Below are 21,743 nucleotides of genomic sequence, written 5' to 3' on the forward strand. Positions count from 1 at the left end.
CCGTGCTGTCGGGGTCGCTTTCGGTGCTCTTGCTGAGAATAGTCCTGGGCCGTCTGGCCACCATGGCGATCACGCTGTTCGGCGTGGCGGTGATCGTGTTCGTGGTCATCCGCGTGGTGCCGGGCAATCCGGTCGCCATGATGCTGCCGCCGGGGGCGACCGAGGCCGATATCGCCCGCCTCAATGCGCTGTATGGGCTCGACAAGTCGATCCCCGAGCAGTTCGTCATCTGGCTGGGCGGCGTGGTGCAGGGCGATTTCGGCACGTCGATATCGACGCGCCAGCCGGTGCTCGACCTGGTGCTCGGGCGCCTGCCGGCGACGCTCGAACTGTCCATCTTCGCGCTGGTGCTGGCCGTGATCATCGGCGGGGTGATGGCGCTGACCGGCACGCGCTTTCGCGGAACGCGCACCGAGGGTGCCGTGGACGTGGCCAACGGGGTCGGGCTGTCGGTGCCCGATTTCCTGTGGGGGCTGGTCTTCATCCTTCTGTTCGGCGTGCTCTGGCCGATCTTTCACATTTCCGGACGCATCTCGCCGGCGCTCGATCTGCCCTTCGTGACGCAGTTCTACGTCTTCGAGAGCATCGTGCGGCTGCGTTTCGATCTGTGGTGGGATCTTCTGACCCACATGTTCATGCCGGCCCTGGCGCTGGCGATCCCGCTGGCGGCGATCATCAGCCAGCTTCTCAAGCAGTCGCTGAAGGAGACCATGCATCTCGATTATGTCGTGCTGGCGCGCACCAAGGGCTATGGCGAGAACCGCGTCATCGTCGGCGAGGCGCTGCGCAATGCCGTGCTGCCGACGCTGACGCTGATCGGCGTGCAGTTCACCTTCCTGATCGGCGGCACCGTGATCATCGAGCGGCTGTTTTCCTATGAGGGGCTCGGCAACATGGCGATCGACGCGGTGATCAATCGCGACCTGCCGCTGATCCAGGGCATCGTGATCGTATTCGCGCTCATCTTCACCGTGGTCAATCTGATCGTCGACATGCTCTATGCCGTCCTCAACCCCCGGCTGCGCCATGCTTGACGGGCGCGCCGCGGTGCGCCGGCGCATCAATGCGCGGCTGTGGCTTTCGGGCGGCTGGCTGGCGCTGCTGGCGATCGTCGCGCTGCTTGCGCCCTGGCTCGCGCCCAAGGACCCGCTCGCCCAGGACCTGTTCGCCGCGCGGCTGCCGCCGTTCTGGATGGCCGGCGCCGAGCCGGGCTTCTGGCTGGGCACGGACAGCCTGGGCCGCGACGTCCTCTCGCGCATCATGCATGGCGCGCGCATCGCGCTGGCCGTGGCGCTGGTCGCCGGAATCGCCACCTGCCTGATCGGCTCGGCGCTGGGGCTGGTCGCCGGCTTCATGCGCGGCTGGGCCGACCGCATCATCTCGCGGCTCGTCGATATCTGGATGGCGTTCCCGCCGGTGCTGTTCGCGATCCTTCTGATCGCCGTGCTCGGCACGGGGCTGCATTCGATCATCATCGCCATCGTCGTCATCGACTGGACGCGCTTTTGCCGGGTCGTGCGCGCCGAGGCGCTCAACCAGTCCGCCATGGACTATGTGGCGAGCGCCAAGGTCGCAGGGCGCACGCGGCTGTCGATCATGGTGCGCGAAATCCTGCCCAACGTGCTGCCGACCATCGTCGCGCTGGTGACGCTGGAGATGGGCATCGCCGTGATCGTCGAGGCGATCCTGTCCTTCGTGAACCTGTCGATTTCCACCGACGCGCCGACCTGGGGCGGCATGATCGCCGAGGGGCGGATCTCCATCCATCAGGCCTGGTGGGTGCTGGTCTTCCCGCTCGTCACGCTGTTTCTGACGGTCCTGTCCTTCAGCCAGTTCGGCGAGGGGCTCAAGGACCATTTCGACCCGGTGCTGCGATGAGCGCGTTCCTTGAGATCGAGGGGCTGAGCGCCGTTCTCGCGGGCACCGGCGCGCGGCTGCTGCGCTCGGTCTCGCTTGCCGTCGATACCGGCGAGGTGCGCGGGCTGGTCGGCGAGAGCGGAGCGGGCAAGTCGATGATCGGCAAGGCCGTGCTCGGCATCCTGCCCAAGGCGGTGCGCGTCGCCGAGGGCGCGATCCGGCTCGACGGCCACGATCTTCTGGCGATGCGGCCGGCCGACCGGCGCCGGCTGATCGGCTCTGTCGCCGCGCTGATCCCGCAAGACCCGCTGACCGCGCTCAATCCGTCCAAGCGCATCGGCCCGCAGATCACCGACCGGCTGGTCGACATACTGGGCTGGGGCAAGGCGGACGCGCAGGCGCGGGCGCTCGAACTTCTGGGCGAGGTGCACATCGAAGATCCAGAACGGGTGATCGGCCGCTATCCGCACGAATTGTCGGGCGGCATGCGCCAGCGCATCCTGATCGCCTCGGCCTTTGCCGCCGAACCGCGCCTGATCATCGCCGACGAGCCGACCACCGCGCTCGACGTCACCGTGCAGAAACAGATCCTCAAGCTGATCGGCGAGATGCAGGCCCATCACGGCACCGCGCTCGTGTTCGTCACGCATGATCTGGGCGTCGTTTCCAAGGTGTGCCAGAGCCTGAGCGTGCTCTATGCGGGCAAGGTGGTCGAGGACGCGCGCGTCGCCGACTTCTTCGCGGCGCCCCGGCACGCCTATTCGCGCGCGCTGCTGGCGGCGACGCCCAAATACACCGATCCGGCCGCCTCGCTGCAACCGGTCGATCCGTCGGTGATCGAGGCGGTCACTGCCGAAGTCGCCGTCGCCGACCGGGAGTGGATTCATGGCCGGTAACGGGTCCGCCACGAACGCGCCGGGCCACCTCCCGCTCTACCAGGTGCGCGGGCTGAAGGTGGCGCTGCCCGATCTTGCCGCAAAACCGCTGTTCGGCCCGCCGCCGCGCATCGACATCCTGACCGGGCTCGATTTCGACATCGAACAGGGAACGGCGCTCGGCATTGTCGGCGGGTCGGGCTCGGGCAAGTCGACGCTGGGGCGGGCGCTGCTGCGGCTCATCGAGCCCACGGGCGGGACGATCCGCTTTGCCGGCACGGACATCACCCATCTGGACGAGACCGGGCTGAGGCCGCTGCGCAAGCGGTTCCATATGATCTTCCAGGATCCGATGTCCTCGCTCAATCCGCGCCGACGGGTCGGGGCGATCATCGCCGATCCATTGCATCTGCACGGGTTCGACCGGGTGCGCGAGCGGGTGGGCGAGGCGCTCGACCATGTCGGGCTCGGCCGGGCATTCGCCGCGCGCTATCCGCACGAACTGTCCGGCGGCCAGCGCCAGCGCGTGGGCATCGCCCGGGCGATCGCGCTGGAGCCGGAATTCATCCTGGCCGACGAGATCGTCTCGGGGCTCGATGTGTCCTCGCAGGCACAGGTGCTCAACCTGCTCGAAAGGCTGGTCGCCGAACTGGGCCTGACGCTCGCCTTCATCAGCCACGACCTGTCGGTGATCCGGCGGCTGTGCAGCGAGGTGATGGTGCTGCACCGCGGACAGATCGTCGAGCATGCGCCGGTGGGCGAGGTCTTCGCCGAGCCCAGGGCCGCCTATACGCGGCAATTGCTCGACGCGATCCCGCTGCCCGACCCGGACCAGCCGGGCTGGTAGCGCGCTATCGGCCGTCCGTGGCGCGCGACAGCGCCCGGTAGCTCTGTTCGGCCTGTATGACGAAGACGAGCATGCGCTTTTCGGCGCCCAGCACGTCGCGGGCGCGGAACAGGTCGAGCAGTTCGTTCTGCCCGTCGGCAACGATCTGCTGGACGCGCCGATCGTGCATGGTCACCATGCGCACGGTCTGCACATGGCTGAGATAGCGCCGCACCGCGCTTTGCATCTCGCGGTTGGGCACGGCCGAGATCCAGCCATTGCGGAAGGCCTCGCTCGCCCGGTACAGCGCCTGGTAGTCGCCATCGTCGATGGCGGCCTGCGCGTCGGCGGCGTGCCGCTCGAGCGCCGTGATCTGGCCGGGATCCAGCGACTGCGCCGCCCAGGCGGCGGCGCGCGGGTCGAGCAGGCGGCGGACCTCGAAAATCTCCAGAACCGTCTCGTGCGAAAGATTGGGCAGGGTGAACCCGCGGGTCGTCGCGGTCAGATAGCCTTCATGGGCGAGCCGCATCAGCGCGTCGCGCACCGGCATGCGGGAGACGCCCAGCTCGGCGGCGATGGTCGTGTCGACGAGCCGATCACGGCGCGCGATCGCCCCGTTGCGGATGCGCTCGAGGTAGTCCTCATAGATGCGATCGCGATGGCTCTTGCGCGGCTGCGCCATGGTGGTAAATCCGGAGACGGCCAAAACAGTATACGACTAATCCCGGCGATGGGCCGCTTGCAAGCCGGTTTGTCGGCTCAATTATATGCAAATGGATGTTTCAGGCTTAAAATAGGCTTGAAAAAGTATACAGATTGTGGGAGCGTTGCCGCGCCGGATGCGATGCCTCGGCGCCGCGCCGGAAACGACTGAGATTGTGACGGGAGCATTCGGGAGGAACCATGATGCGCATCACGAAAAGGGCCATGCTGGCATTGGGCGTGGCGGCGGCACTGGCTGGCGGCGGCGTTCCGGCGATGGCCGAGGGCGTCTTGAAGGTCGGCGCCTATCCGGCCAATCCGCCCTGGCAGTTCAAGAACGAAAGCGGCGCCTTTGAGGGCTTCGAGGTCGATATCGTCAACGAGATCGCCGAACGCATGGGCATGACGACGGACATTCAGGCCTTCGACTTCAAGGCGCTGTTCGTCGCCTCGGCGTCAAGGCGCGTGGACATGGTGATCTCGTCGCTGACCATCACCAATGAGCGGCTGGAGAGCCAGTCCTTCACCCAGCCCTATTTCCAGGGCGCGCTGGGCGTCGGCGTGCGCGCCGATTCCGACATTTCGGGCGTCGCCGACTTCGAGGGCAAGCGGATCGGGTCGATCGCCACCTCGTTTCCCGAGAACTGGGTCAAGGAGCGCGAGGACGAACTCGCATACAGGGCCTATAACAGCTACGACACCGTTGCCAACATGCTGACCGACCTGCGCAGCGGGCGCGTCGATGCGGTGGTCAACGACATTGTCGGCCTGCGCTACGCCTTCACCCAGATGGAGGGGCTCGAAGTGGCCGAGGAGATCGTCACCGGCGAGCAATTCGCAATGATGATGCCCAAGGGCTCGGACAAGCTCGAACAGGTCAACCAGATCATCTCCGACATGAAGACCGACGGCACGATGAACGCACTGCACGAGAAGTGGTTCGGCGTGCCGGCGGCGCCCGACAGCCTGACGCTGACGCCGATGGACGTGCCGACCTCGGTCGACGGCTGACACCTGCCCCCGGGCGGCGCCGTGCGCGCCGCCCCCGACCCTGCGGAGTTTTCGATGGGTGTTGCGCACATGGCCTCCGTGACGCTGGAGGTGCCGCTGAATTTTGCCTTCGACCGGCTCACCGAGCCGGCCGCGCTCGGCCGCTGGACGCTGGGCAGCTTCGGGCTTGCGCCGATCGGGCAGGGCGATCTCGTCGAAGGGGTGTCGCTGTTCGACGGCGCCCGATCGATCGTCGAGATCGTGCCGCACAGGGGGCTGGGGCTGATCGACTATCATGTCGGGGACCGTCGGACCCGCGTGCCGCGCGTGTCGATCCGGCTGTCGCCGGGATCCGACTGGGGCCTGGACGCGGACAGCTGTCTTGCGGCGATGAGCACCTGGCGGGCGGGCTGGATGGACGAGGAGCGCTGGGCGCGCACCTGCGCGACACATGAATGCGAGGTGCTGCTGTTCAAGGCGCAGATCGAGACGGCCTACAAGGAGGCGCGCCAATGACGCCGACACAATTGCGGGCGCGGTTCCGCGCCGGCGCCGAGCCGGTGCCGACGGGCTCCATGGCGCCCGGTTTCGCCCAGGCCAACCTTGCCATCGTGCCCGGGAACGTCGCCGACGATCTGGAAGCGTTCATGGCCGCCAACCGCGCCGCCTGTCCGCTTCTGGCGCGCTCCAGGCCCGGCGATCCGGCCCTGGCCGAACTTGGCGAGGGGATCGACGTGCGCGTCGACCTGCCGCGCTACCGTGTCTTTCGCGACGGCGTGCCGGCACAGATGCCGACCGACATCGTCGATCTGTGGCGGGACGACCTGGTCGCCTTCGCCGTGGGCTGTTCGCTGACCTTCGAGGCCGATCTGGTCGCCGCGGGCGTGGCGCTGCGGTGCCACGCGCCGGGCAAGACCTGCTCGGCCTTCGACACGGCGATCCCCAACACGGCGGTCGGCCCGTTCGGCGGCAATCTGGTCGTTTCCATGCGCGCCATCGCCGACGATCAGCTCGATCTGGTCTGCCGGATCACCCGCGCCCATCCCCAATCGCACGGCGCCCCGATCCATGTCGGCGATCCGGCCGCCATCGGCGTCGATCTGGACAAGCCGATCGACGGCATCGGGCTGACCGATATCGGCCCCGGCGAGACGGCGGTGTTCTGGGCCTGCGGGGTGACGCTGGAGCGGGCCATCGCCTCGGCGCGGCTGGACCTGGCGATCACCCATGCGCCGGGCCACATGCTGGTTACCGACCGGCGCGCCCGCCGGTGGGAGCACTGACCCATGGAAATCATCGACATCTTCTTCAACCTGTCGGTGCTCGAGCGGGCCTTTCCGGCGCTTTTGCGCGGGGTCTGGAACACGCTGCTACTGGGCGCGACGGCGATCGTCGTGGGCGGCATTGCCGGGGTTCTGATCTGCCTCGTGCGGCTTTACACGCCCTGGCCGACGCGCTGGCTGGCGATCGCCTATATCGACCTGTTCCGGGCCATGCCGGTGCTGGTGGTGCTGATCATCACCTATTACGCGCTGCCCTTCGTGGGCATCGTGTTCACGCCCTTCGTCGCCGCGGCGATCGCGCTTTCCATGGTGCTGGCCGCCTATACCGCCGAGGTGGTGCGCGCCGGGATCGAGGCGGTGCCTCGTGGACAGTTCGAGGCGGCAACGGCCCTTGGCCTGCCGTTCCACCTGACCATGCGCAAGGTGATCCTGCCGCAGGCGGTGCGCATCGTCATTCCGCCGCATGCGTCCAACTGCGTGTCGATCATCAAGGACACCTCGCTCGCCTCGGTGGTGGCGATGAGCGATCTGCTCAAGCAGGCCACCGATGCGCAGGCGCTTTATGCCAACCCCTCGCCGCTGATCGGGGCGGCGCTGATCTATGTGGCCATCCTGTGGCCGGCGGTGCGCTTCACCAACTGGCTCGAACACCGCTATCCGCAAAAGGTCGCCCATTGAAATCAAGCACTTGCCGCGTGGATCGGACAAAATGATTCCGCGCCGAAACCAAACCCAAGGAGGCAATTCCATGAAGCCATTCAACCCCCGTTCGCTTGCCGGTGCCTGCGCGCTGGCCGCAACGATCGCGCTCGCCACACCGGCGCTGGCCCAGGAGATCAAGGTCGGCCTGTCGCTGCCCGAGACCATCGAGGGCTTCGACTTCGTCAACGGCATGTACGAGACCTTCAAGTCCGAGGTCGAGGCCAATTCGGACATGACGGTCGATCTGGTCTATGGCGGTGCGCTGGGCGCGCCCAATGAGCGGCTCAGCCAGATGCGGCGCGGCGTCATCCAGATGACCGATGCGGCCGACGGCAACTACGCCTCGATCTACAGCGACATCCAGGTGCTCAACATGCCTTACCTGTTCCCCGACGAGCAGACGGCCTGGGCGGTGCTCGACGGCGCGTTCGGCGATGCCATGGCCGAAGATTTGCGCGCCAAGACCGGCGTGCGCGTGCTCGGCTGGTGGGAATCGGGCGGCTTCAAGCATTTCAGCGCCAACCGGGCGATCGAGACACCCGATGACATGGACGGGCTGAAGATGCGCGTCCTGGGCCCGCTCGCCACCATCCCGGTCGAGGCGCTGGGCGCGTCCGCCGCGCCGATCTCGTTCGGCGAACTGTACACCTCGCTGCAGACCGGCGTCGTCGACGGCCAGGACAATTCGGCCGCCATCTTCAACCTGATCAAGCTTTACGAGGTGCAAAGCCACCTCAACCTGACCGGCCACACCTATGCGTTCGGCCCGCTGGGCATCTCCGACCGCTTCTTCGCCTCGCTTTCGGAAGACGACCAGCAGGTCATCCTCGATGCCGCCGACAAGGCCATCGCATTCAACCGGGAGGCCTCGCGCGACCTTGAAGGGCGGGCCATCGATTTCGCCCGCGAGCAGGGCGTGAGCGTGGTCGAGCTCACCGACGAGCAGCGCAATGCCTTCCGGCAGATCATGCAGCCGGTCGCCATCGAGTGGCTGCGCGACAATGTCGACCGGCCCGAGCTGATCGAAGACGCCATGGCTGCGGTCGAGGCCGCCGAGTAACGCCATGCATCATTGGGCCGAGATCGCCAGCAAGGCGCTGCGCGCGGTCGCGGCCCTTTTGCTGGCGGGCATGAGCGTGCTGGTGATCTGGCAGGTGGTGACGCGCTACTTCCTGGGTGGCGCGCCGCTGTTCGCCGAGGAACTGGCGCGCTACGCGATGATCTGGATGGCGCTGTTCGCCGCCGCCGCGAGCGTGACCGACAACAGCCATATCCGCATCGACTTCGTGCCGGACCTGCTGCGCCGCCATGCGCCACGGGCCGGCCGATGGCTCGCCATGGTGCTGGCGGCGATCTCCTGCGTCATCTTCGCCGCGATCGCCTGGTATGGCCTGGATGCGATGCGGTTCGCCGCCGGCCAGCGCAGCGACGGCCTGCGGATCTCGCTGGCCTGGCCCTATGCGGTGCTTCCGATCGCCTTTGTCCTTGCGGCCGTTCTGGCCGTCATCCGCCTCATCGGGCTTGGACGGAACCAGTGAGCGCTTCCATCATCGTTCTCATCCTCAGCTTTCTGGGGCTGATCATGCTCGGCCTGCCCATCGCATGGGCGATGATGGCCTCGGTCTTCGTGTGGGTCGCCTTCACCGGCGACTGGCACTTCCTGCCGATCATGGCCGAGCGGGTCTATCAGGGCATGGACTCCTTCGTCCTGATGGCGGTGCCGCTGTTCATCCTGGCGGGCGAGTTGATCAATGAGGGCAAGATCACCGATCGGCTGATCAGGCTCGCCAATGCCCTGTTCGGCTGGATGCGCGGCGGGCTCGCCCAGGTCAATATCGGCGCATCGATCCTGTTTTCAGGCATTACCGGCGTCGCGCTGGGCGATATCGCCTCGCTCGGCCGCGTCTTCATTCCCTCCATGGTCAAGCAGGGCTATGGCGCGGCCTATGCGGCAGCCGTGACCGCATCGTCCTCGATCATCGGCCCGATGGTGCCGCCCTCGCTGGTGGCCGTCATCTACGGTTCGATGACCGGGCTGTCGATCGGCGCGTTGATGGCGGCGACGCTCATCCCCGGTCTGCTGATCGGCGCGGTGCAGATGGTGCTGGTCGGTTTCCAGGCGCGCCGGGCCGATTTCCCGATCGTGGAAATGGACCGCTCGCCGCCGCAGATGCTGCGCATCGTCGGCGGCGCCATCGCACCGCTGATGATCCCGGTGATCATCCTCGCGGGCATGCTGGGCGGCCTGATGACGCCGACCGAGGCGGGCGGGGTCGCCGCGCTCTACGCGCTCGTGCTGGCGGTCGTCTTCTATCGCAGCGTGACGCTGGCCGGGCTGGGCGGGGTGTTCTCGCGCTCGGCGGTGTTTTCGGGCCAGTTGCTGATCATCGTGGGCTGCGGCGGGGCATTCTCCTGGGTGCTGGGCGTCGAGAACGTGCCCAACATGGTCTCGGGCGTCATCGCCGGCTGGGATCTGGGCTATGTCCAGTCCATGCTCGTGTTCAACGTGATCCTTCTGATCCTGGGCATGTTCATCGATCCGACCACGGTGATCATCCTGTTCGGGCCGATCCTGTCGATGGCGGCGGTCGAGGCGGGCATCGATCCGCTGCATTTCGCCACGGTCGCCATCCTCAACCTCAATATCGGCCTTCTGACGCCGCCGCTGGGCGTGTGCCTGTTCGCCGCCGAGCGGATCGCCAAAAGCGGTCTGGGTCCGTTGATCCGGGCCAACATGCCGTTCCTTGCCGTCAACATGGTCGCGCTGGCCCTGCTTGTCGCCTTCCCGCAGATCAGCCTTTGGCTGCCGACCCGGCTGGGCTTTTGAACTTCACGGAGACGAACGATGCTCGATACAACCGACCGGCGCGATGGCAGCGCCTATTTCCTGTACCACTCCATCGGCCAGTATGACGGCAAGGCGCAGGCCATGGGCCGGGCGCTGAGCGCGTTCTCGATGAGCTGGGGCCGGTTCGACGACGGCCAGTGGGGCTATGCGTTGGGCCAGCGCCAGCGCTTCATCGATTTTTGGCGTGAGCTGATCGGGGCACCGGCCGGCACGCTGACGACGGCCGAGAACGTGACCACCGCGCTCGCCTCGATCATCGGCGCGCTGCCCGATCACACGCTGCGCGGCAAGCGCGTCCTGATCGCCGCGGACTGCTTTCCGAGCCTGCATTTCCTTCTGTCCGGCCTGGCGGAGCTGCACGGCTTCACGCTCGACACCGTGCCGTTGCGCAAGGGGGCGCACTGGGTCAGCGATGACGATGTCGTCGCGCGCTGGGGCGAGGATGTCGGCCTTGCGCTTCTGACCTGGGTGACCTCCACAGCCTCGCATCGCTGCGACCTTGACCGGCTGATCGCCCATGGCCGCAAGATGGGATCGATGATCGGCGTCGACATCACCCAGGGGATCGGCCTGATGGCGTATGACCTTGGCCGCTTCGACGCCGATTTCACGGTCTCGACGAGCCTGAAATGGCTGTGCGGCTCGCCCGGAGCGGGAATCCTGCAGCTCAAGCCCGAATGGATCGCGCGCTGCGCGCCGCGCCTGCGCGGCTGGTTCAGCCAGGAAGACATCTTCTCGTGGGACATCGACAGTTTCGCCTATGCCGGCGACATCCGCCGTTTCGACCATGGCACGCCATCGATCCTGGCCTGTGCGGCCACCGTGCCAAGCCTTGAATGGCACGCCGCCCAGGACAGGGCCGAGATGATCGCCCACAACCGTACCCTGTGCGAGGCGATCATTGCGGGCGTGGACCGGCTGGGCCTCGAACTGGCCAGCCCGCGCGAGGCGGAACGGCGCGGCGGCAGCGTGATGGTGCGCCTGCCCGAGGTGGTCGACCCCGAGGCCGTCCTCGAGGCCTTCCGGCGGCAGGCCGTCCATGCCGACCGGCGCGACCGCATCCTGCGCCTGTCGCCGGGGGCGGTGACGACGATGGCCGGCGTCGAGCGCATGCTGGCGTGTCTGGAAGCCGTCGAAGCGGCTTGACGGGGCAGGGCGCCGTGCGTCGCTGCCCCGGGCGCCGGCGCCATCATTGGAGCGCGATGGCGCGCTCCTCGATGATGCTCCGTTCGGCCGCGAGCACGATGCGCAGCGAGTTGACCGCCGCGTCCATGGATTCGCCCAGGTCCAGATCGTCGCGGATCGCCTTGAGGAAGAAGTCCTGCTCGCGGTCGCAAAGCTCCTGGTGATCGGGCTCGTCTTCCATGCTCATGATTTCGTCGGGCGTGGTGAAATTCTTGGTCTGCGGGTCGACCCCGGCGTGATGCAGGCGGATCGCATCGGTCTTGGTGTGCTTGTCGATGTCGGCGGAATCCGACAGGTCCGTGCCCTGGCGCGCGCTCTGGTCGGGCACGATCGTCACCGCCCCGTTCGGGCCGACGACGTCTTTGACGAAGAATGCCTCCTCGGACATCATCGGACCCCAGCCGGCCTCGTACCAGCCGACCGAGCCGTCATCGAAGCTCACGTGCAGATGGCCGTAGTTCTGCTTGTCGGCCTCGGCCCACAGTTTGGCGCCGATGCCGTGCACGCGCACCGGCCTGGCGCCGGTGAGCTGGCACATGACATCGACATAGTGCACGCCGCAATCGACGATCGGGATCAGCGAGTCGATCAGGTTCTTGTGCCAGTGCCAGGCATCGCCGCTTGACTGCTGGTTGAGGTTGAGCCGCATCACCAGCGGCTTGCCGAGCGTCCTGCCGACCTCGATGAACTTGATCCAGGAGGGATGGACGCGCAGAATGTAGCCCAGCACGAGCTTGCGGTTCCTTTCGCGCGCGGCGGCGACCACCTTTTCGGCGTCCTCGATATTGGTGGCGATCGGCTTTTCCATGAACACATGGCAGTTGTGCTCGTTGATCGCCTTGAGCGCGTATTCGGCATGGGTGTTGGGCCAGGAATTGATCGACACCGCATCGGGCCTGGTTTCGGCAAGGGCCTGGTCGAGATCCTCGTAGAGCGGATAGCCGGCCAGTTCGTCGGGGATCGTCTTCGACTTGATGGTCCGGCTCATCAGCCCGACGATCTCGAAACCGTCATTGCGGTGATAGGCGCTGGCGTGCGAGGTCCCCATATTGCCAAGGCCGATCACCAGGATCCTGATCTTGTCGGGCATGTCGGTCGTCCCCCCCTTTTGATTGCGGTGTCGTGCCGGGCCGCGCGGCGGCGGCCCGGGCGGTCGGCGTTCGGTGCGCCGCCTCAGATTGCGTCGGCGAACAGGTTTGCGCGGATCTGCTCGATGTCGAGTGCGGCGAATTCGTCCGACAGTTCATAGGCTTCGGCGTCGGCCTTGACCTTGTCGTGGTCGAAATCGTTGGCCGGGCCGATCAGATCGTTTGTGATCACGTCGTCGGCATTGACGGGCTCGGAAACCTGGCCGATCTCGTGGATCAGGTCGAAGAACTGCTGCCAGCTTGCCATGTCGTGCCAGCCCCAGCCCTCGCGCTCGTCCATATTGCCGCGGAACACGTTCATCTGCTGCAGGATCGAGGTGGTGCCCAGCTCCGGGCCGACATTGCTGGCGAGCGAGGGGAACTGGTCGAAGACCGCCTCGACCGCCGCGCGCGGATTGTGGTGGCCGAATTCAAGGCCCATGGCCCAGCCGCGCAGATATTCCTCGAGGAAGGAGCGGCGGTCGGGGTCATCCAGATCCTCGGCGCGCACGACGAAGGTGTTGGCGGGCAGCGGCGAGTTCTGCACGCCCAGCCAGTAGTCGAATTCCAGGCCCGTGGCGATCCATTCGGCGCGCAGGCCCTCCCAGGACAGCGCCGCATCGCCCTGGCCCTGCGACAGCGCCGTGCCCCAGACCGGCCAGCCCGCTTCGAGATAATTGACCTTGGAGACGTCGACCCCTTGCGCGGCAAGCATCGGGTCGACGATGGACTGCCAGGCGGCCGAGCCGAGCAGCATGGTCTTGCCCTCGAGCCATTTGAGGTCGGACGAACCTTCGCCCTTGCGGAAAGCGATCGAGAAGGTGTCGAGCGCGCCCATGTGGAAGACCGATTTGAGGTTCATGCCGTTCTCGATGGCAAAGGAGAACACGCCCGGCGAGGGAAAGCCCATATCGGCCTGGCCGACATCGACGAACTTGACCGTCGCCGTGCCGTCGGACGGGCCGGGCTGCATCTCGGTGTCCAGATCGCCGAAATAGCCTTCGCGCAGCGCCGTCCAGTAGGGATAGTCGTCGAGCACCTCGAGCGTGCCGCGCGGCGAGATCCAGGTGAAGGTGTCGTAGGGCTCGGCGCGGGCCGGGCCGACCAGCCCGCCGGCGCCCAGCGCCGAGGCGGTGACGACGCCGGCGCCGGTCACCTGAAGGAAATAACGCCGGTTCATCGGAAGCCCGGCGGTCGTCGCAATCGTCTTTTTCATGGCGTTTCCCCTGTTTGCTCGTGGTCCATTGTGCACTTGGTCGACTGTCTGGCCGGCGGCCTCGCTCACGCCTCCCAGCTCGCCCATTTCTTTCCGATTAGGAAGAAGGTGACGTAGATCAGGATGCCGAGGATCGACAGGATCAGCACCACGGCGAAGAATTGCGGCATCTGGATCATCGACGAATAGCTGGTCAGCCGGTTGCCAAGGCCGAAGCCGCCGCCGACCATCTCCGCGCCGACCGTGGTCAGAAGGCCGAAGATCGCTCCGATCATCAGCCCGACCAGGATCATCGGCAGGGCCATGGGCGCGCGCACCTTCCAGAAGATCTGCAGCGTGCTGGCGCCGTAGGAGCGGGCGAGCGCGATCTTGGCGCTGTCGACGCGGCGGAAGCCGGTGGCCGCGTTGATCATCACCATCGGACCCGAGGCGAGGGCGACGGCGATGATGCGCGGCGTGTAGCCGAAGCCGAAATTGAGGATCAGGAGCGGCACCAGCGCCAGCATCGGCGTGGTGACGAGGATGAGTATGTAGGGCGCGACGATCTTTTCGACGAAGGGGAACTGGGTGATCGTCGCCGCCAGGATCAGCCCCACGGTCGAGCCGATGGCAAAGCCGCACACGAGCTGGAACAGAGTGTGGCCCAGATGCGGGGCGATCAGCGGAAATTCGGTGAAGAGCGCGGCGATGATCGCGCTCGGCGTGGGCATGATGTATTCGGGCACGGCAAAGGCGCGCAGGGCGATTTCGATGCCGCCGATGACGATGACCGCCACGGCGATGATGGCGATGACCTCGCGCCGCGTGGTGGCGCCGATGCCGCTGGAAAAGGCCGAAAGATTGGTCAGGCTGACCTTGTCGCTGCCGCCGCTGCCGGCCTTGCGGAACTCGGGAATGGCGTCGGCATCGCTCACGGGTTCGCCCCTTTCTGGCCGCTTCAGGCGGCCGCCTCGGCGGTGCGGCTGCGCTCCTTGCGCACGCGGCCGCCGACAATGTCCATCTTGATGGCGTTGGTCAGGTCGAAGACTTCCCTGGTCGCCATGATCTCCAGCGTGCGCGGCCGCTCGAACGGCACGCGATACTCGCTCGCCACCTTGCCCGGACGCGGCGTGAGCACGACGACGCGGTCGGACAGGAACACCGCTTCCTCGACCGAATGGGTGATGAAGACGATCGTGGTCGGCGAATCCAGCCAGATGTCCTCGACCAGACGGTTCATCTCCTCGCGGGTGAAGCTGTCGAGCGCGCCGAACGGCTCGTCCATCAGCAGCACCGAGGGCTTGAGCGAGAGCGCTCGCACCATGGCGGCGCGCTGCTGCATGCCGCCGGAGAGTTCGCGCGGATACTTGCCGCCGAACCCCTCCAGGCCGACCTGGTGAAGCAGATGCTCGATCCATGCCCTGTCGGGGCGGGTGCCCTTGATCTCGAAGGGAAAATTGATGTTGGCGTCGAGATTGCGCCAGGGCAGCAGGTTGGCGTCCTGAAAGACCAGGCTGATATCGGGGTGCGGGCCGGTGATCGGTTCGCCGTCGAGCGTGATCTGGCCGCTGGTCAGACGATGCAGGCCCGACATGGACCACAACAGCGTGGTCTTGCCGCAGCCGGACGGGCCGACGATCGAGACGATCTCGTTCTTGCCGATGGCCAGTTCACACCCGTCCAGCGCCAGAAGATCGCCGGAGGCGGTCTGGTAGACCTTGGTCGCCGCATGGATGCCAAGCTTGGCCGGCTCGGCCCTTGGTGACTTCATCGGTGCCTCGATCCGGGGCTGCGTGTCCCGTAGAGGAAAAGTGTGTAACTATCCTACGTCGGTGTCAAGCGATTGCTGAATTTCATCGGGATCAATTTATCGTCTTTGTATAAGCCAATGATCTGCCGTTGCTTTTCTGGCTTGATCGGCATGTCATTTTCCTACATATTTGTCGCTGAAGGCCGAAATCGGCCCGTTCCTGTCGGGCTGGCGGTCAAATGGGCAGGGGAGGCGCCCAGTGAGCGAGCCGCAATTGCGCAAGGGCATCGATCCGGCCGGTGCGGCGGCACGGTGGCTGGAGCGGTTCTCCGGTGCCATGGCCGGGGCCGATATCGCGGCGGTGACCGCGCTGTTTGCCCAGACCTGCTATTGGCGCGACCTACTCAGCTTCACCTGGAACATAAGGACCATGGAGGGCCGAGCCGCGATCGCCGACATGCTCGAGGCGACGCTGGCGGGCACCGCGCCGCGCAACTGGCGGCTGCGTTCGGGTGCTCGCGAACGCGACGGGTTCGTCGAGGCCTGGTTCGATTTCGACACCGCCGCGGCCCGCTGCCAGGGCATGATGCGGCTGCGCGGGGGGCTCTGCGTCAGCCTGTTCACGGCGATGGATGCGCTTGCCGGCCATGAGGAGCCGACAGGCGCGCGCCGGCCCAAGGGCGTCAAGCACGGCGCGTTCGCGAACCGGCGCACCTGGCTGGAGGAGCGCCAGGACGAAGCGCGCAGGCTGGGCTACAGCGAGCAGCCCTATTGCGTGATCGTCGGCGGCGGGCAGGGCGGCATCGCGCTCGGCGCGCGGCTGCGCATGCTCGGCGTGCCGACGATCATCGTCGAGCGCAACGCGCGCGCCGGCGACAGCTGGCGGCACCGCTACCGATCGCTCGTCCTGCACGATCCAGTCTGGTACGACCATCTGCCCTATATCCCGTTTCCCGACCACTGGCCGGTCTTCGCGCCCAAGGACAAGCTCGCCGACTGGCTGGAGATGTATGTCAGGGTGATGGAGCTGAACTACTGGACCGGTGCGACGTGCCGGTCGGCGCAGTACGACGCGGCGAGGGGCGAGTGGACCGTCAAGGTCGAGCGCGAGGGTGCGCCGGTCACGCTGCGGCCGCGCCAGATCGTCTTCGCCACCGGGGTCTACGGTCCGCCCAGGATGATCGATCTGCCCGGCGCCGACACGTTCGGCGGTACGTTCATCCATTCGAGCCAGTATCGCGACGGTGCCGATTTCGCCGGCAGGCGATGCGTGGTGATCGGTGCGGCGAGTTCGGCCCATGACGTCGCCGGAAACCTGTGGGAAGCGGGCGCCCAGGTGACCATGGTCCAGCGCTCGCCGACCACGGTCGTCAGGTCCGAAACGCTGATGGAGCTCGGCTTTGCGGACTATTCGCAGGAGGCGCTCGAGCGCGGACTGACCCACGAGATGGCCGATCTTCAGGCCGCCTCGATGCCCTATGCCATGCTGCCGCCCGGACAAAGGGCGCTCTGCGACCGGATCCGGCAACGCGACGCGGCCTTTTACGAGGGGCTGGCGGCGGCCGGCTTCGCCGTCGATTTCGGCGAGGACGAGACCGGGCTGATGATGAAGGCGTACCGGACCGGCTCGGGCTACTACATCGATGTCGGCACGTCCGATCTGATCATCAGGGGCGAGATCGCCGTGCGCAGCGGCGTTGCGGTGGAGCGACTGACCCCGGGCGGGGTGGTTCTGAGCGATGGCGGCGAACTGGACGCCGATGTCGTGATCGCCTGCACCGGCTATCACATGCTGCAGGAGACCATCGCGGAGCTCGTCTCGCGCGATGTCGCCGAAAGGATCGGCCCGGTCTGGGGGCTCGGTTCGGGGGTCGCCGGCGATCGCGGGCCGTGGAAGGGCGAATTGCGCAACATGTGGAAGCCCACCGCCCAGCCGGACCTGTGGATCCATGGCGGCAATCTTGCGCTGTCGCGCTTTTACTCGCGGTTCGTCGCGCTGCAGATCAAGGCGCGCATGGAGGGCATTCCGACACCGGTCCACGGCGCGCCGGGATAGCGCCGGCGGGCAGCGCCCGTACTGCAAGCGCCCGGTTGACTTGCCGGCCGGCCTGCCGGTAGCTGCCGCAGGCGCGCATCCGGCGCGCGGTTTTCGGAGACATTCCGGCATGGCCCGCCTGCATATCGACCACGAATATCTGCTGTCGACGCTCGATACGCTGCTCAGGATCCCCAGCCCGACCGGCTACACCGACACCATCGTCCGCAAGGTCACGAGCGAGCTGACGCGGCTGGGACTGACGGTGGAACTGACCCGGCGCGGGGCGATCCGGGCGATCCGGCACGGCCGGGAGGAGCGCGGCGCGCGCGCCATCGTCTCGCACCTGGACACGCTGGGTGCACAGATCAAGATGCTCAAGGACAATGGCCGCGCCGAACTGGTGCCGATCGGCCACTGGTCGGCGCGCTTCGCCGAAGGGGCGCGGGCCACCGTCTTTGCAGGGGAGGGCGCCTATCGCGGCACCATCCTGCCGCTCAAGGCATCCGGGCACACCTTCAATGACGAGGTCGACACCATGCCGGTGGGCTGGGAGTTCGTGGAAATGCGCATCGATGCGCTGGCGCGAAACCGGGACGATCTGGAACGGCTCGGCATCGGCATCGGCGATATCGTGGCCATCGATCCGCTGCCCGAGTTTCTCGACAACGGCTTCATCATCTCGCGGCATCTGGACAACAAGGCGGGCGTGGCGGTGATGCTCGCCGCGCTCAAGGCAATGCAGGAGGAGGGCGTCGACACCCCCGTCGACGTGCACTGGCTGTTCACAATCGCCGAGGAGGTGGGCGTGGGCGCCTCGTCCGTGCTCACCCACAACGTCGCCTCGATGATCACCGTCGACAACGGCACCTCCGCGCCGGGGCAGAACTCGGACGAGTTCGGCGTGACAATCGGCATGGCCGACCAGACCGGCCCGTTCGACTTCCATCTGACCAAGAAGCTGGTCGAGCTGTGCGAGGACAACGACATCCGCTATCAAAGGGATATCTTCCGCTACTACCGCTCGGATTCGGCGAGCGCCATCGAGGCGGGCGCCGATGTGCGCAGCGCGCTGATCACCTTCGGCGTCGATGCCAGCCATGGCTATGAGCGCATCCACACCCACGCCCTGCGCTCGCTGGCCGAACTGATCACCGCCTACGCGCTCAGCCCGGTCAAGATCCCGCGCGACTTCGAGGAAAGCGGCGACGTCAAAGGCTTCACGCGCCAGCCGCTGGACGAGGCCGACCAGAACCTGTCGCCGGAGATCGAGGACGAGGAACTGGAGGAATAGCTATCGCGTGAGCCGGGTCAGCGCCGCCAGCATGATCCGTGCGCCCTTTTCTATGTCGGCCCAGTCGGTCCATTCGGCGGGCGCATGGCTGATGCCGCCGCGGCTTGGCACGAAGACGAGCGCCGACGGGCACAGCGCCTGCATGGTCTGGGCGTCGTGGCCGGCGCCCGAGGGCATGCGCAGCGTCTCGATGCCAAGGCGCGCGCCCTCTTCGGCCAGCAGATCCTGAAGCCCAGGATCGAGCGCGATCGGCGCGATCCAGCTTTTTTGCTGGACGGCGACGGTGAGTCGGTGCCGGCCGGCGGCCCGGTGGATGCGGTCGAGCAGGCTGTCGCGCAGCGCGCACATCACCGATTCGTCGGTGTCGCGGACGATCACCGAAAACACGGCGCGGCCGGCAATGGTGTGGGCGAAATTGGGCGACAGCGCCACCTTGCCGATGGTGACACGGCTCTGCGCGGTGCCCCGCGCGGCGATGATCTCCTCGATGGCGGCGGCCGCCTCGGCCAGCCCGGCAAAGGCGTCGGCGCGCATGGCCATGGGCGTGGTGCCTGAATGATTGGCCTGGCCGTCGAGCGTGATCTCGAGATTGCACACGCCCGAGACGGCCGTCGCGATGCCCACGGGCGTTCCGGCACCTTCCAGCAGCGGGCCCTGCTCGACATGCAGTTCGATGAAGGCGCGCACCTGATCGGGGGTTCGGGCCGCCTCGCCATAGCGCTCCGGCTCGAGCCCCTGTTCGGCCATCGCGTCGGTCAGCCTGACGCCGTCACTGTCGGTCGCGGCGTGGAACCAGGCCGAATCGACGATGCCGGCGATGGCCTGCGAGCCGAGCATTCCGCCGAAGCGGCCTTCCTCCTCGGCGGTGGCCACCACTTCGACGGCCAGCTGCGGCGCAATGCCGGCATCGCGCAGCGCCCGGACGCATTCGAGCGCCACGCATACGCCGAGCGCACCGTCGAAGGCACCGCCCTCGGGCACGGTGTCCAGATGCGAGCCGGCCATCACGCAGGGCCCCTCGGCCGGACCGAAGCGGCCGATCACGTTGCCGACCGCGTCGCGATGCACGGCGAGCCCGTCGGCGCGCATCCGTTCGGCGAACCACGCGCGCACGGCCGTGTCGGCGTCGCAAAAGCCGATCCGGTTGTAGCCGCCCGTTTCGGGGTTGAAACCGAAGCGGTTGACGCCGTCGAGCAGCGCCCGAAGCCGGGCCGGGTCGATGGTCGGGGCGTTCTCGCTCATGCCGGCGCAGTGCCCTGCCGGCAGAACCTGCAAGCGTTGCGGACGGGCTGTGACGATGAATTGATCATAATAAATTCTTGCATATGGCAAAATTCTCCGGATTAATAGGGCCGGAAAAACAGGGAGAGTGCCATGAAGCGTTTTCTGGCAGCGGCGGTCGCCGCCGCGTCACTCAGTCTTGCCGCGCCAGCATTGGCGCAAACGCCGCCCAACGTGCTGGTGGTCGGGCAGATCGCCGAGCCCAAGTCGCTGGACCCGCATGCGGTGACGGCGGTCAACGACTTCCGCATCCTGGTGAACCTTTATGACGGGCTGACCCGCTACAAGGACGGCACGCTGGAGCCCGAGCCCTCGCTCGCCGAGAGCTGGGAAATCTCCGAGGACGGCACGGTCTACACCTTCACCCTGCGCGAGGACGTGACCTTCCATGACGGCACGCCCTTCAACGCCGAGGCGGTGAAGTTCAATTTCGACCGCATGCTCGACGAGGACCACCCCTATCACGACACCGGTCCGTTCCCGCTGGCCTTCTTCTTCTCGGCGGTCGAGGAGGTCAATGTCATCGACGAGTTCACCGTCGAGTTCCGGCTTGGCGAGCCCTATGCGCCGTTCCTGTCGAACCTGGCCTATCCGACGGGCCTGATCGTCTCGCCGGCGGCGGTGATGGAGCATGGCGAAGATTTCGGCCGCAATCCGTCCGGCACCGGCGCCTATTCGTTCGTCGAGTGGGAGCCCAACACCCAGGTCACCGTGCAGCGCAATCCCGACTGGTGGGACGGCGCGCCCGATCTCGAGGGCATCGTCTACCGGCCGATCAACGACGCCAACACGCGCATCGCCGAGATGCTCTCGGGCGGCATCGACGTGATGGTCGAGGTGCCGCCGGACAGCCTGGCCCAGTTCCGCGACACCGACGATTTCAACGTCTACGAACAGGCCGGCCCGCACGTCTGGTTCCTGATCCTGAACATGAAGGAAGGCCCGTTCACGGACCAGGCGGTGCGCCAGGCCGCCAACTACGCCATCGACAAGACGGCGATCGTCGAGAACATCCTGCAAGGCACCGCCGAAGTGGCCGCCGGCCCGATCCCGCCGGCCTTCGCCTGGGCCTATAACGAGGATCTGGAGCCCTATCCGCACGATCCCGAGCGGGCGCGCGAATTGCTCGAGGAAGCCGGCTATGACGGCGAGACGGTCACGTTCTACGTCACCGAGGGCGGCTCGGGCATGCTCGATCCGGTCGCCATGGGCACCGCGATCCAGGCCGATCTCGAAGCGGTCGGCATGGATGTCGAGATCGAGACCTATGAGTGGAACACCTTCCTGGGACGCGTGAATCCGGGCCTGGAAGGCAAGGCGGACATGGCCGAGATGGCCTGGATGACCAACGATCCCGACACGCTGCCCTTCCTGGCGCTGCGCACCGAGGCCTGGCCCGAGGAGGGCGGCTTCAACTCGGGCTACTACTCCAACGAGGAGGTCGACCGGCTTCTCGAAGAAGCGCGCCGGGCAACCGACCAGTCCGAACGTGCCGAGCTCTACAAGCAGGTGCAGGAGATCGTGCAGGAGGACGCGCCCTGGGTGTTCGTGGCCAACTGGAAGCAGAACGCGGTGACCAAGGACGAGGTCGAGGACTTCAAGCTGCAGCCGTCCTTCCTCCTGATGCTGCAGGACGTCGCCAAGCCGCAATAGGCGCCAAGGCCGCCTCATGCGGCGATATCCGCCCGAACGCGGACGTCATTGCGCATACGCGCACGTCATTCCGGGGCTTGACCCCGGAATCCACACGAGGCGCCGCCACAATGGATCCCGGGATCAAGTCCCGGGATGAC

21 protein-coding genes are annotated in these 21,743 nt (G+C 66.6%); 15 read left to right on the forward strand and 6 right to left on the reverse strand.

The features are described from left to right. Nucleotides 1–2 precede the first annotated feature (2 nt). Genes RBB34_RS11205 through RBB34_RS11220 form a run of 4 tightly spaced genes read left to right on the forward strand, consistent with a single transcriptional unit; the run spans nucleotide 3 to nucleotide 3,579 of the window. Entirely contained in the window at nucleotides 3–1,034 is a 1,032-nt protein-coding gene (locus RBB34_RS11205; RefSeq protein WP_306119311.1) for an ABC transporter permease, read from the forward strand. Further along, nucleotides 1,027–1,878 (forward strand): ABC transporter permease, encoded by an 852-nt coding sequence (locus tag RBB34_RS11210; RefSeq protein WP_306119312.1) that lies wholly within the window; start codon nucleotides 1,027–1,029, stop codon nucleotides 1,876–1,878. The genes RBB34_RS11205 and RBB34_RS11210 overlap by 8 nt, the downstream gene beginning before the upstream one ends. Next, nucleotides 1,875–2,753: an ABC transporter ATP-binding protein gene (locus RBB34_RS11215; protein ID WP_306119313.1), complete on the forward strand. Its 879-nt coding sequence runs from the start codon at nucleotides 1,875–1,877 to the stop codon at nucleotides 2,751–2,753. Before RBB34_RS11210 ends, RBB34_RS11215 begins: the two co-directional genes overlap by 4 nt. Next, nucleotides 2,743–3,579: an ATP-binding cassette domain-containing protein gene (locus RBB34_RS11220; RefSeq protein ID WP_306119314.1), complete on the forward strand. Its 837-nt coding sequence runs from the start codon at nucleotides 2,743–2,745 to the stop codon at nucleotides 3,577–3,579. Before RBB34_RS11215 ends, RBB34_RS11220 begins: the two co-directional genes overlap by 11 nt. A gap of 4 nt (nucleotides 3,580–3,583) precedes the next feature. Here the strand turns inward: RBB34_RS11220 and RBB34_RS11225 are convergent, their stop codons facing one another. After that, nucleotides 3,584–4,240, reverse strand: a complete 657-nt coding sequence (locus RBB34_RS11225; protein WP_306119315.1) for a GntR family transcriptional regulator — start codon at nucleotides 4,238–4,240, stop codon at nucleotides 3,584–3,586. 221 nt (nucleotides 4,241–4,461) lie between these two features. Between RBB34_RS11225 and RBB34_RS11230 the strand changes: the two genes are divergently transcribed. The 8 genes from RBB34_RS11230 to RBB34_RS11265 all read left to right on the forward strand — a co-directional run bounded on the left by RBB34_RS11230 (nucleotide 4,462) and on the right by RBB34_RS11265 (nucleotide 11,229). Continuing rightward, entirely contained in the window at nucleotides 4,462–5,271 is an 810-nt protein-coding gene (locus tag RBB34_RS11230) for an ABC transporter substrate-binding protein (RefSeq protein WP_306119316.1), read from the forward strand. Between the two features lie 54 nt (nucleotides 5,272–5,325). Beyond that, the gene (locus tag RBB34_RS11235; protein ID WP_306119317.1) at nucleotides 5,326–5,766 is read left to right on the forward strand and encodes a hypothetical protein; all 441 of its coding nucleotides are present in this window, start codon (nucleotides 5,326–5,328) and stop codon (nucleotides 5,764–5,766) included. Then, a complete protein-coding gene (locus RBB34_RS11240) occupies nucleotides 5,763–6,533 on the forward strand; it encodes a DUF1445 domain-containing protein (protein ID WP_306119318.1) in 771 nt (256 codons plus the stop codon). The genes RBB34_RS11235 and RBB34_RS11240 overlap by 4 nt, the downstream gene beginning before the upstream one ends. A 3-nt stretch (nucleotides 6,534–6,536) precedes the next feature. Next, nucleotides 6,537–7,211 carry an amino acid ABC transporter permease gene (locus RBB34_RS11245; RefSeq protein WP_306119319.1) on the forward strand — a complete coding sequence of 225 codons (675 nt, stop codon included), beginning with the start codon at nucleotides 6,537–6,539 and terminating at the stop codon, nucleotides 7,209–7,211. A gap of 70 nt (nucleotides 7,212–7,281) precedes the next feature. Then, nucleotides 7,282–8,295 (forward strand): TRAP transporter substrate-binding protein, encoded by a 1,014-nt coding sequence (locus tag RBB34_RS11250; RefSeq protein WP_306119320.1) that lies wholly within the window; start codon nucleotides 7,282–7,284, stop codon nucleotides 8,293–8,295. Nucleotides 8,296–8,299: 4 nt separating this feature from the next. After that, the gene (locus RBB34_RS11255; RefSeq protein ID WP_306119321.1) at nucleotides 8,300–8,773 is read left to right on the forward strand and encodes a TRAP transporter small permease; all 474 of its coding nucleotides are present in this window, start codon (nucleotides 8,300–8,302) and stop codon (nucleotides 8,771–8,773) included. After that, entirely contained in the window at nucleotides 8,770–10,062 is a 1,293-nt protein-coding gene (locus RBB34_RS11260; protein ID WP_306119322.1) for a TRAP transporter large permease, read from the forward strand. Before RBB34_RS11255 ends, RBB34_RS11260 begins: the two co-directional genes overlap by 4 nt. A gap of 18 nt (nucleotides 10,063–10,080) precedes the next feature. Then, entirely contained in the window at nucleotides 10,081–11,229 is a 1,149-nt protein-coding gene (locus RBB34_RS11265; RefSeq protein ID WP_306119323.1) for an aminotransferase class V-fold PLP-dependent enzyme, read from the forward strand. A gap of 43 nt (nucleotides 11,230–11,272) precedes the next feature. On the opposite strand, the gene RBB34_RS11270 is transcribed toward RBB34_RS11265, so the two are convergent. The 4 genes from RBB34_RS11270 to RBB34_RS11285 all read right to left on the reverse strand — a co-directional run bounded on the left by RBB34_RS11270 (nucleotide 11,273) and on the right by RBB34_RS11285 (nucleotide 15,361). Further along, complete coding sequence (locus tag RBB34_RS11270; RefSeq protein WP_306119324.1) at nucleotides 11,273–12,358, reverse strand: Gfo/Idh/MocA family oxidoreductase; 1,086 nt, start codon at nucleotides 12,356–12,358, stop codon at nucleotides 11,273–11,275. 83 nt (nucleotides 12,359–12,441) lie between these two features. Continuing rightward, complete coding sequence (locus RBB34_RS11275) at nucleotides 12,442–13,611, reverse strand: ABC transporter substrate-binding protein (RefSeq protein ID WP_306119325.1); 1,170 nt, start codon at nucleotides 13,609–13,611, stop codon at nucleotides 12,442–12,444. A 65-nt stretch (nucleotides 13,612–13,676) separates the two neighbouring features. Then, nucleotides 13,677–14,525 (reverse strand): ABC transporter permease, encoded by an 849-nt coding sequence (locus RBB34_RS11280; protein ID WP_306119326.1) that lies wholly within the window; start codon nucleotides 14,523–14,525, stop codon nucleotides 13,677–13,679. Between the two features lie 23 nt (nucleotides 14,526–14,548). Beyond that, nucleotides 14,549–15,361 (reverse strand): ABC transporter ATP-binding protein, encoded by an 813-nt coding sequence (locus RBB34_RS11285; protein WP_306119327.1) that lies wholly within the window; start codon nucleotides 15,359–15,361, stop codon nucleotides 14,549–14,551. Between the two features lie 316 nt (nucleotides 15,362–15,677). Between RBB34_RS11285 and RBB34_RS11290 the strand changes: the two genes are divergently transcribed. Next, nucleotides 15,678–17,396, forward strand: coding sequence for an NAD(P)/FAD-dependent oxidoreductase (locus tag RBB34_RS11290; RefSeq protein ID WP_306119390.1), 1,719 nt, complete (start codon nucleotides 15,678–15,680; stop codon nucleotides 17,394–17,396). 109 nt (nucleotides 17,397–17,505) lie between these two features. After that, the gene (locus tag RBB34_RS11295) at nucleotides 17,506–18,669 is read left to right on the forward strand and encodes an osmoprotectant NAGGN system M42 family peptidase (protein ID WP_306119328.1); all 1,164 of its coding nucleotides are present in this window, start codon (nucleotides 17,506–17,508) and stop codon (nucleotides 18,667–18,669) included. Here RBB34_RS11295 and RBB34_RS11300 read toward each other — a convergent pair whose 3' ends face one another. Beyond that, nucleotides 18,670–19,911: a Zn-dependent hydrolase gene (locus RBB34_RS11300; RefSeq protein ID WP_306119329.1), complete on the reverse strand. Its 1,242-nt coding sequence runs from the start codon at nucleotides 19,909–19,911 to the stop codon at nucleotides 18,670–18,672. 132 nt (nucleotides 19,912–20,043) lie between these two features. Between RBB34_RS11300 and RBB34_RS11305 the strand changes: the two genes are divergently transcribed. After that, nucleotides 20,044–21,603 (forward strand): ABC transporter substrate-binding protein, encoded by a 1,560-nt coding sequence (locus RBB34_RS11305; RefSeq protein WP_306119330.1) that lies wholly within the window; start codon nucleotides 20,044–20,046, stop codon nucleotides 21,601–21,603. Nucleotides 21,604–21,743: the final 140 nt, after the last annotated feature.

The sequence above is a fragment of the Roseitalea sp. MMSF_3546 genome (assembly GCF_030732865.1).
In the GTDB taxonomy this organism is placed as follows: Bacteria; Pseudomonadota; Alphaproteobacteria; order Rhizobiales; family Rhizobiaceae; genus Roseitalea.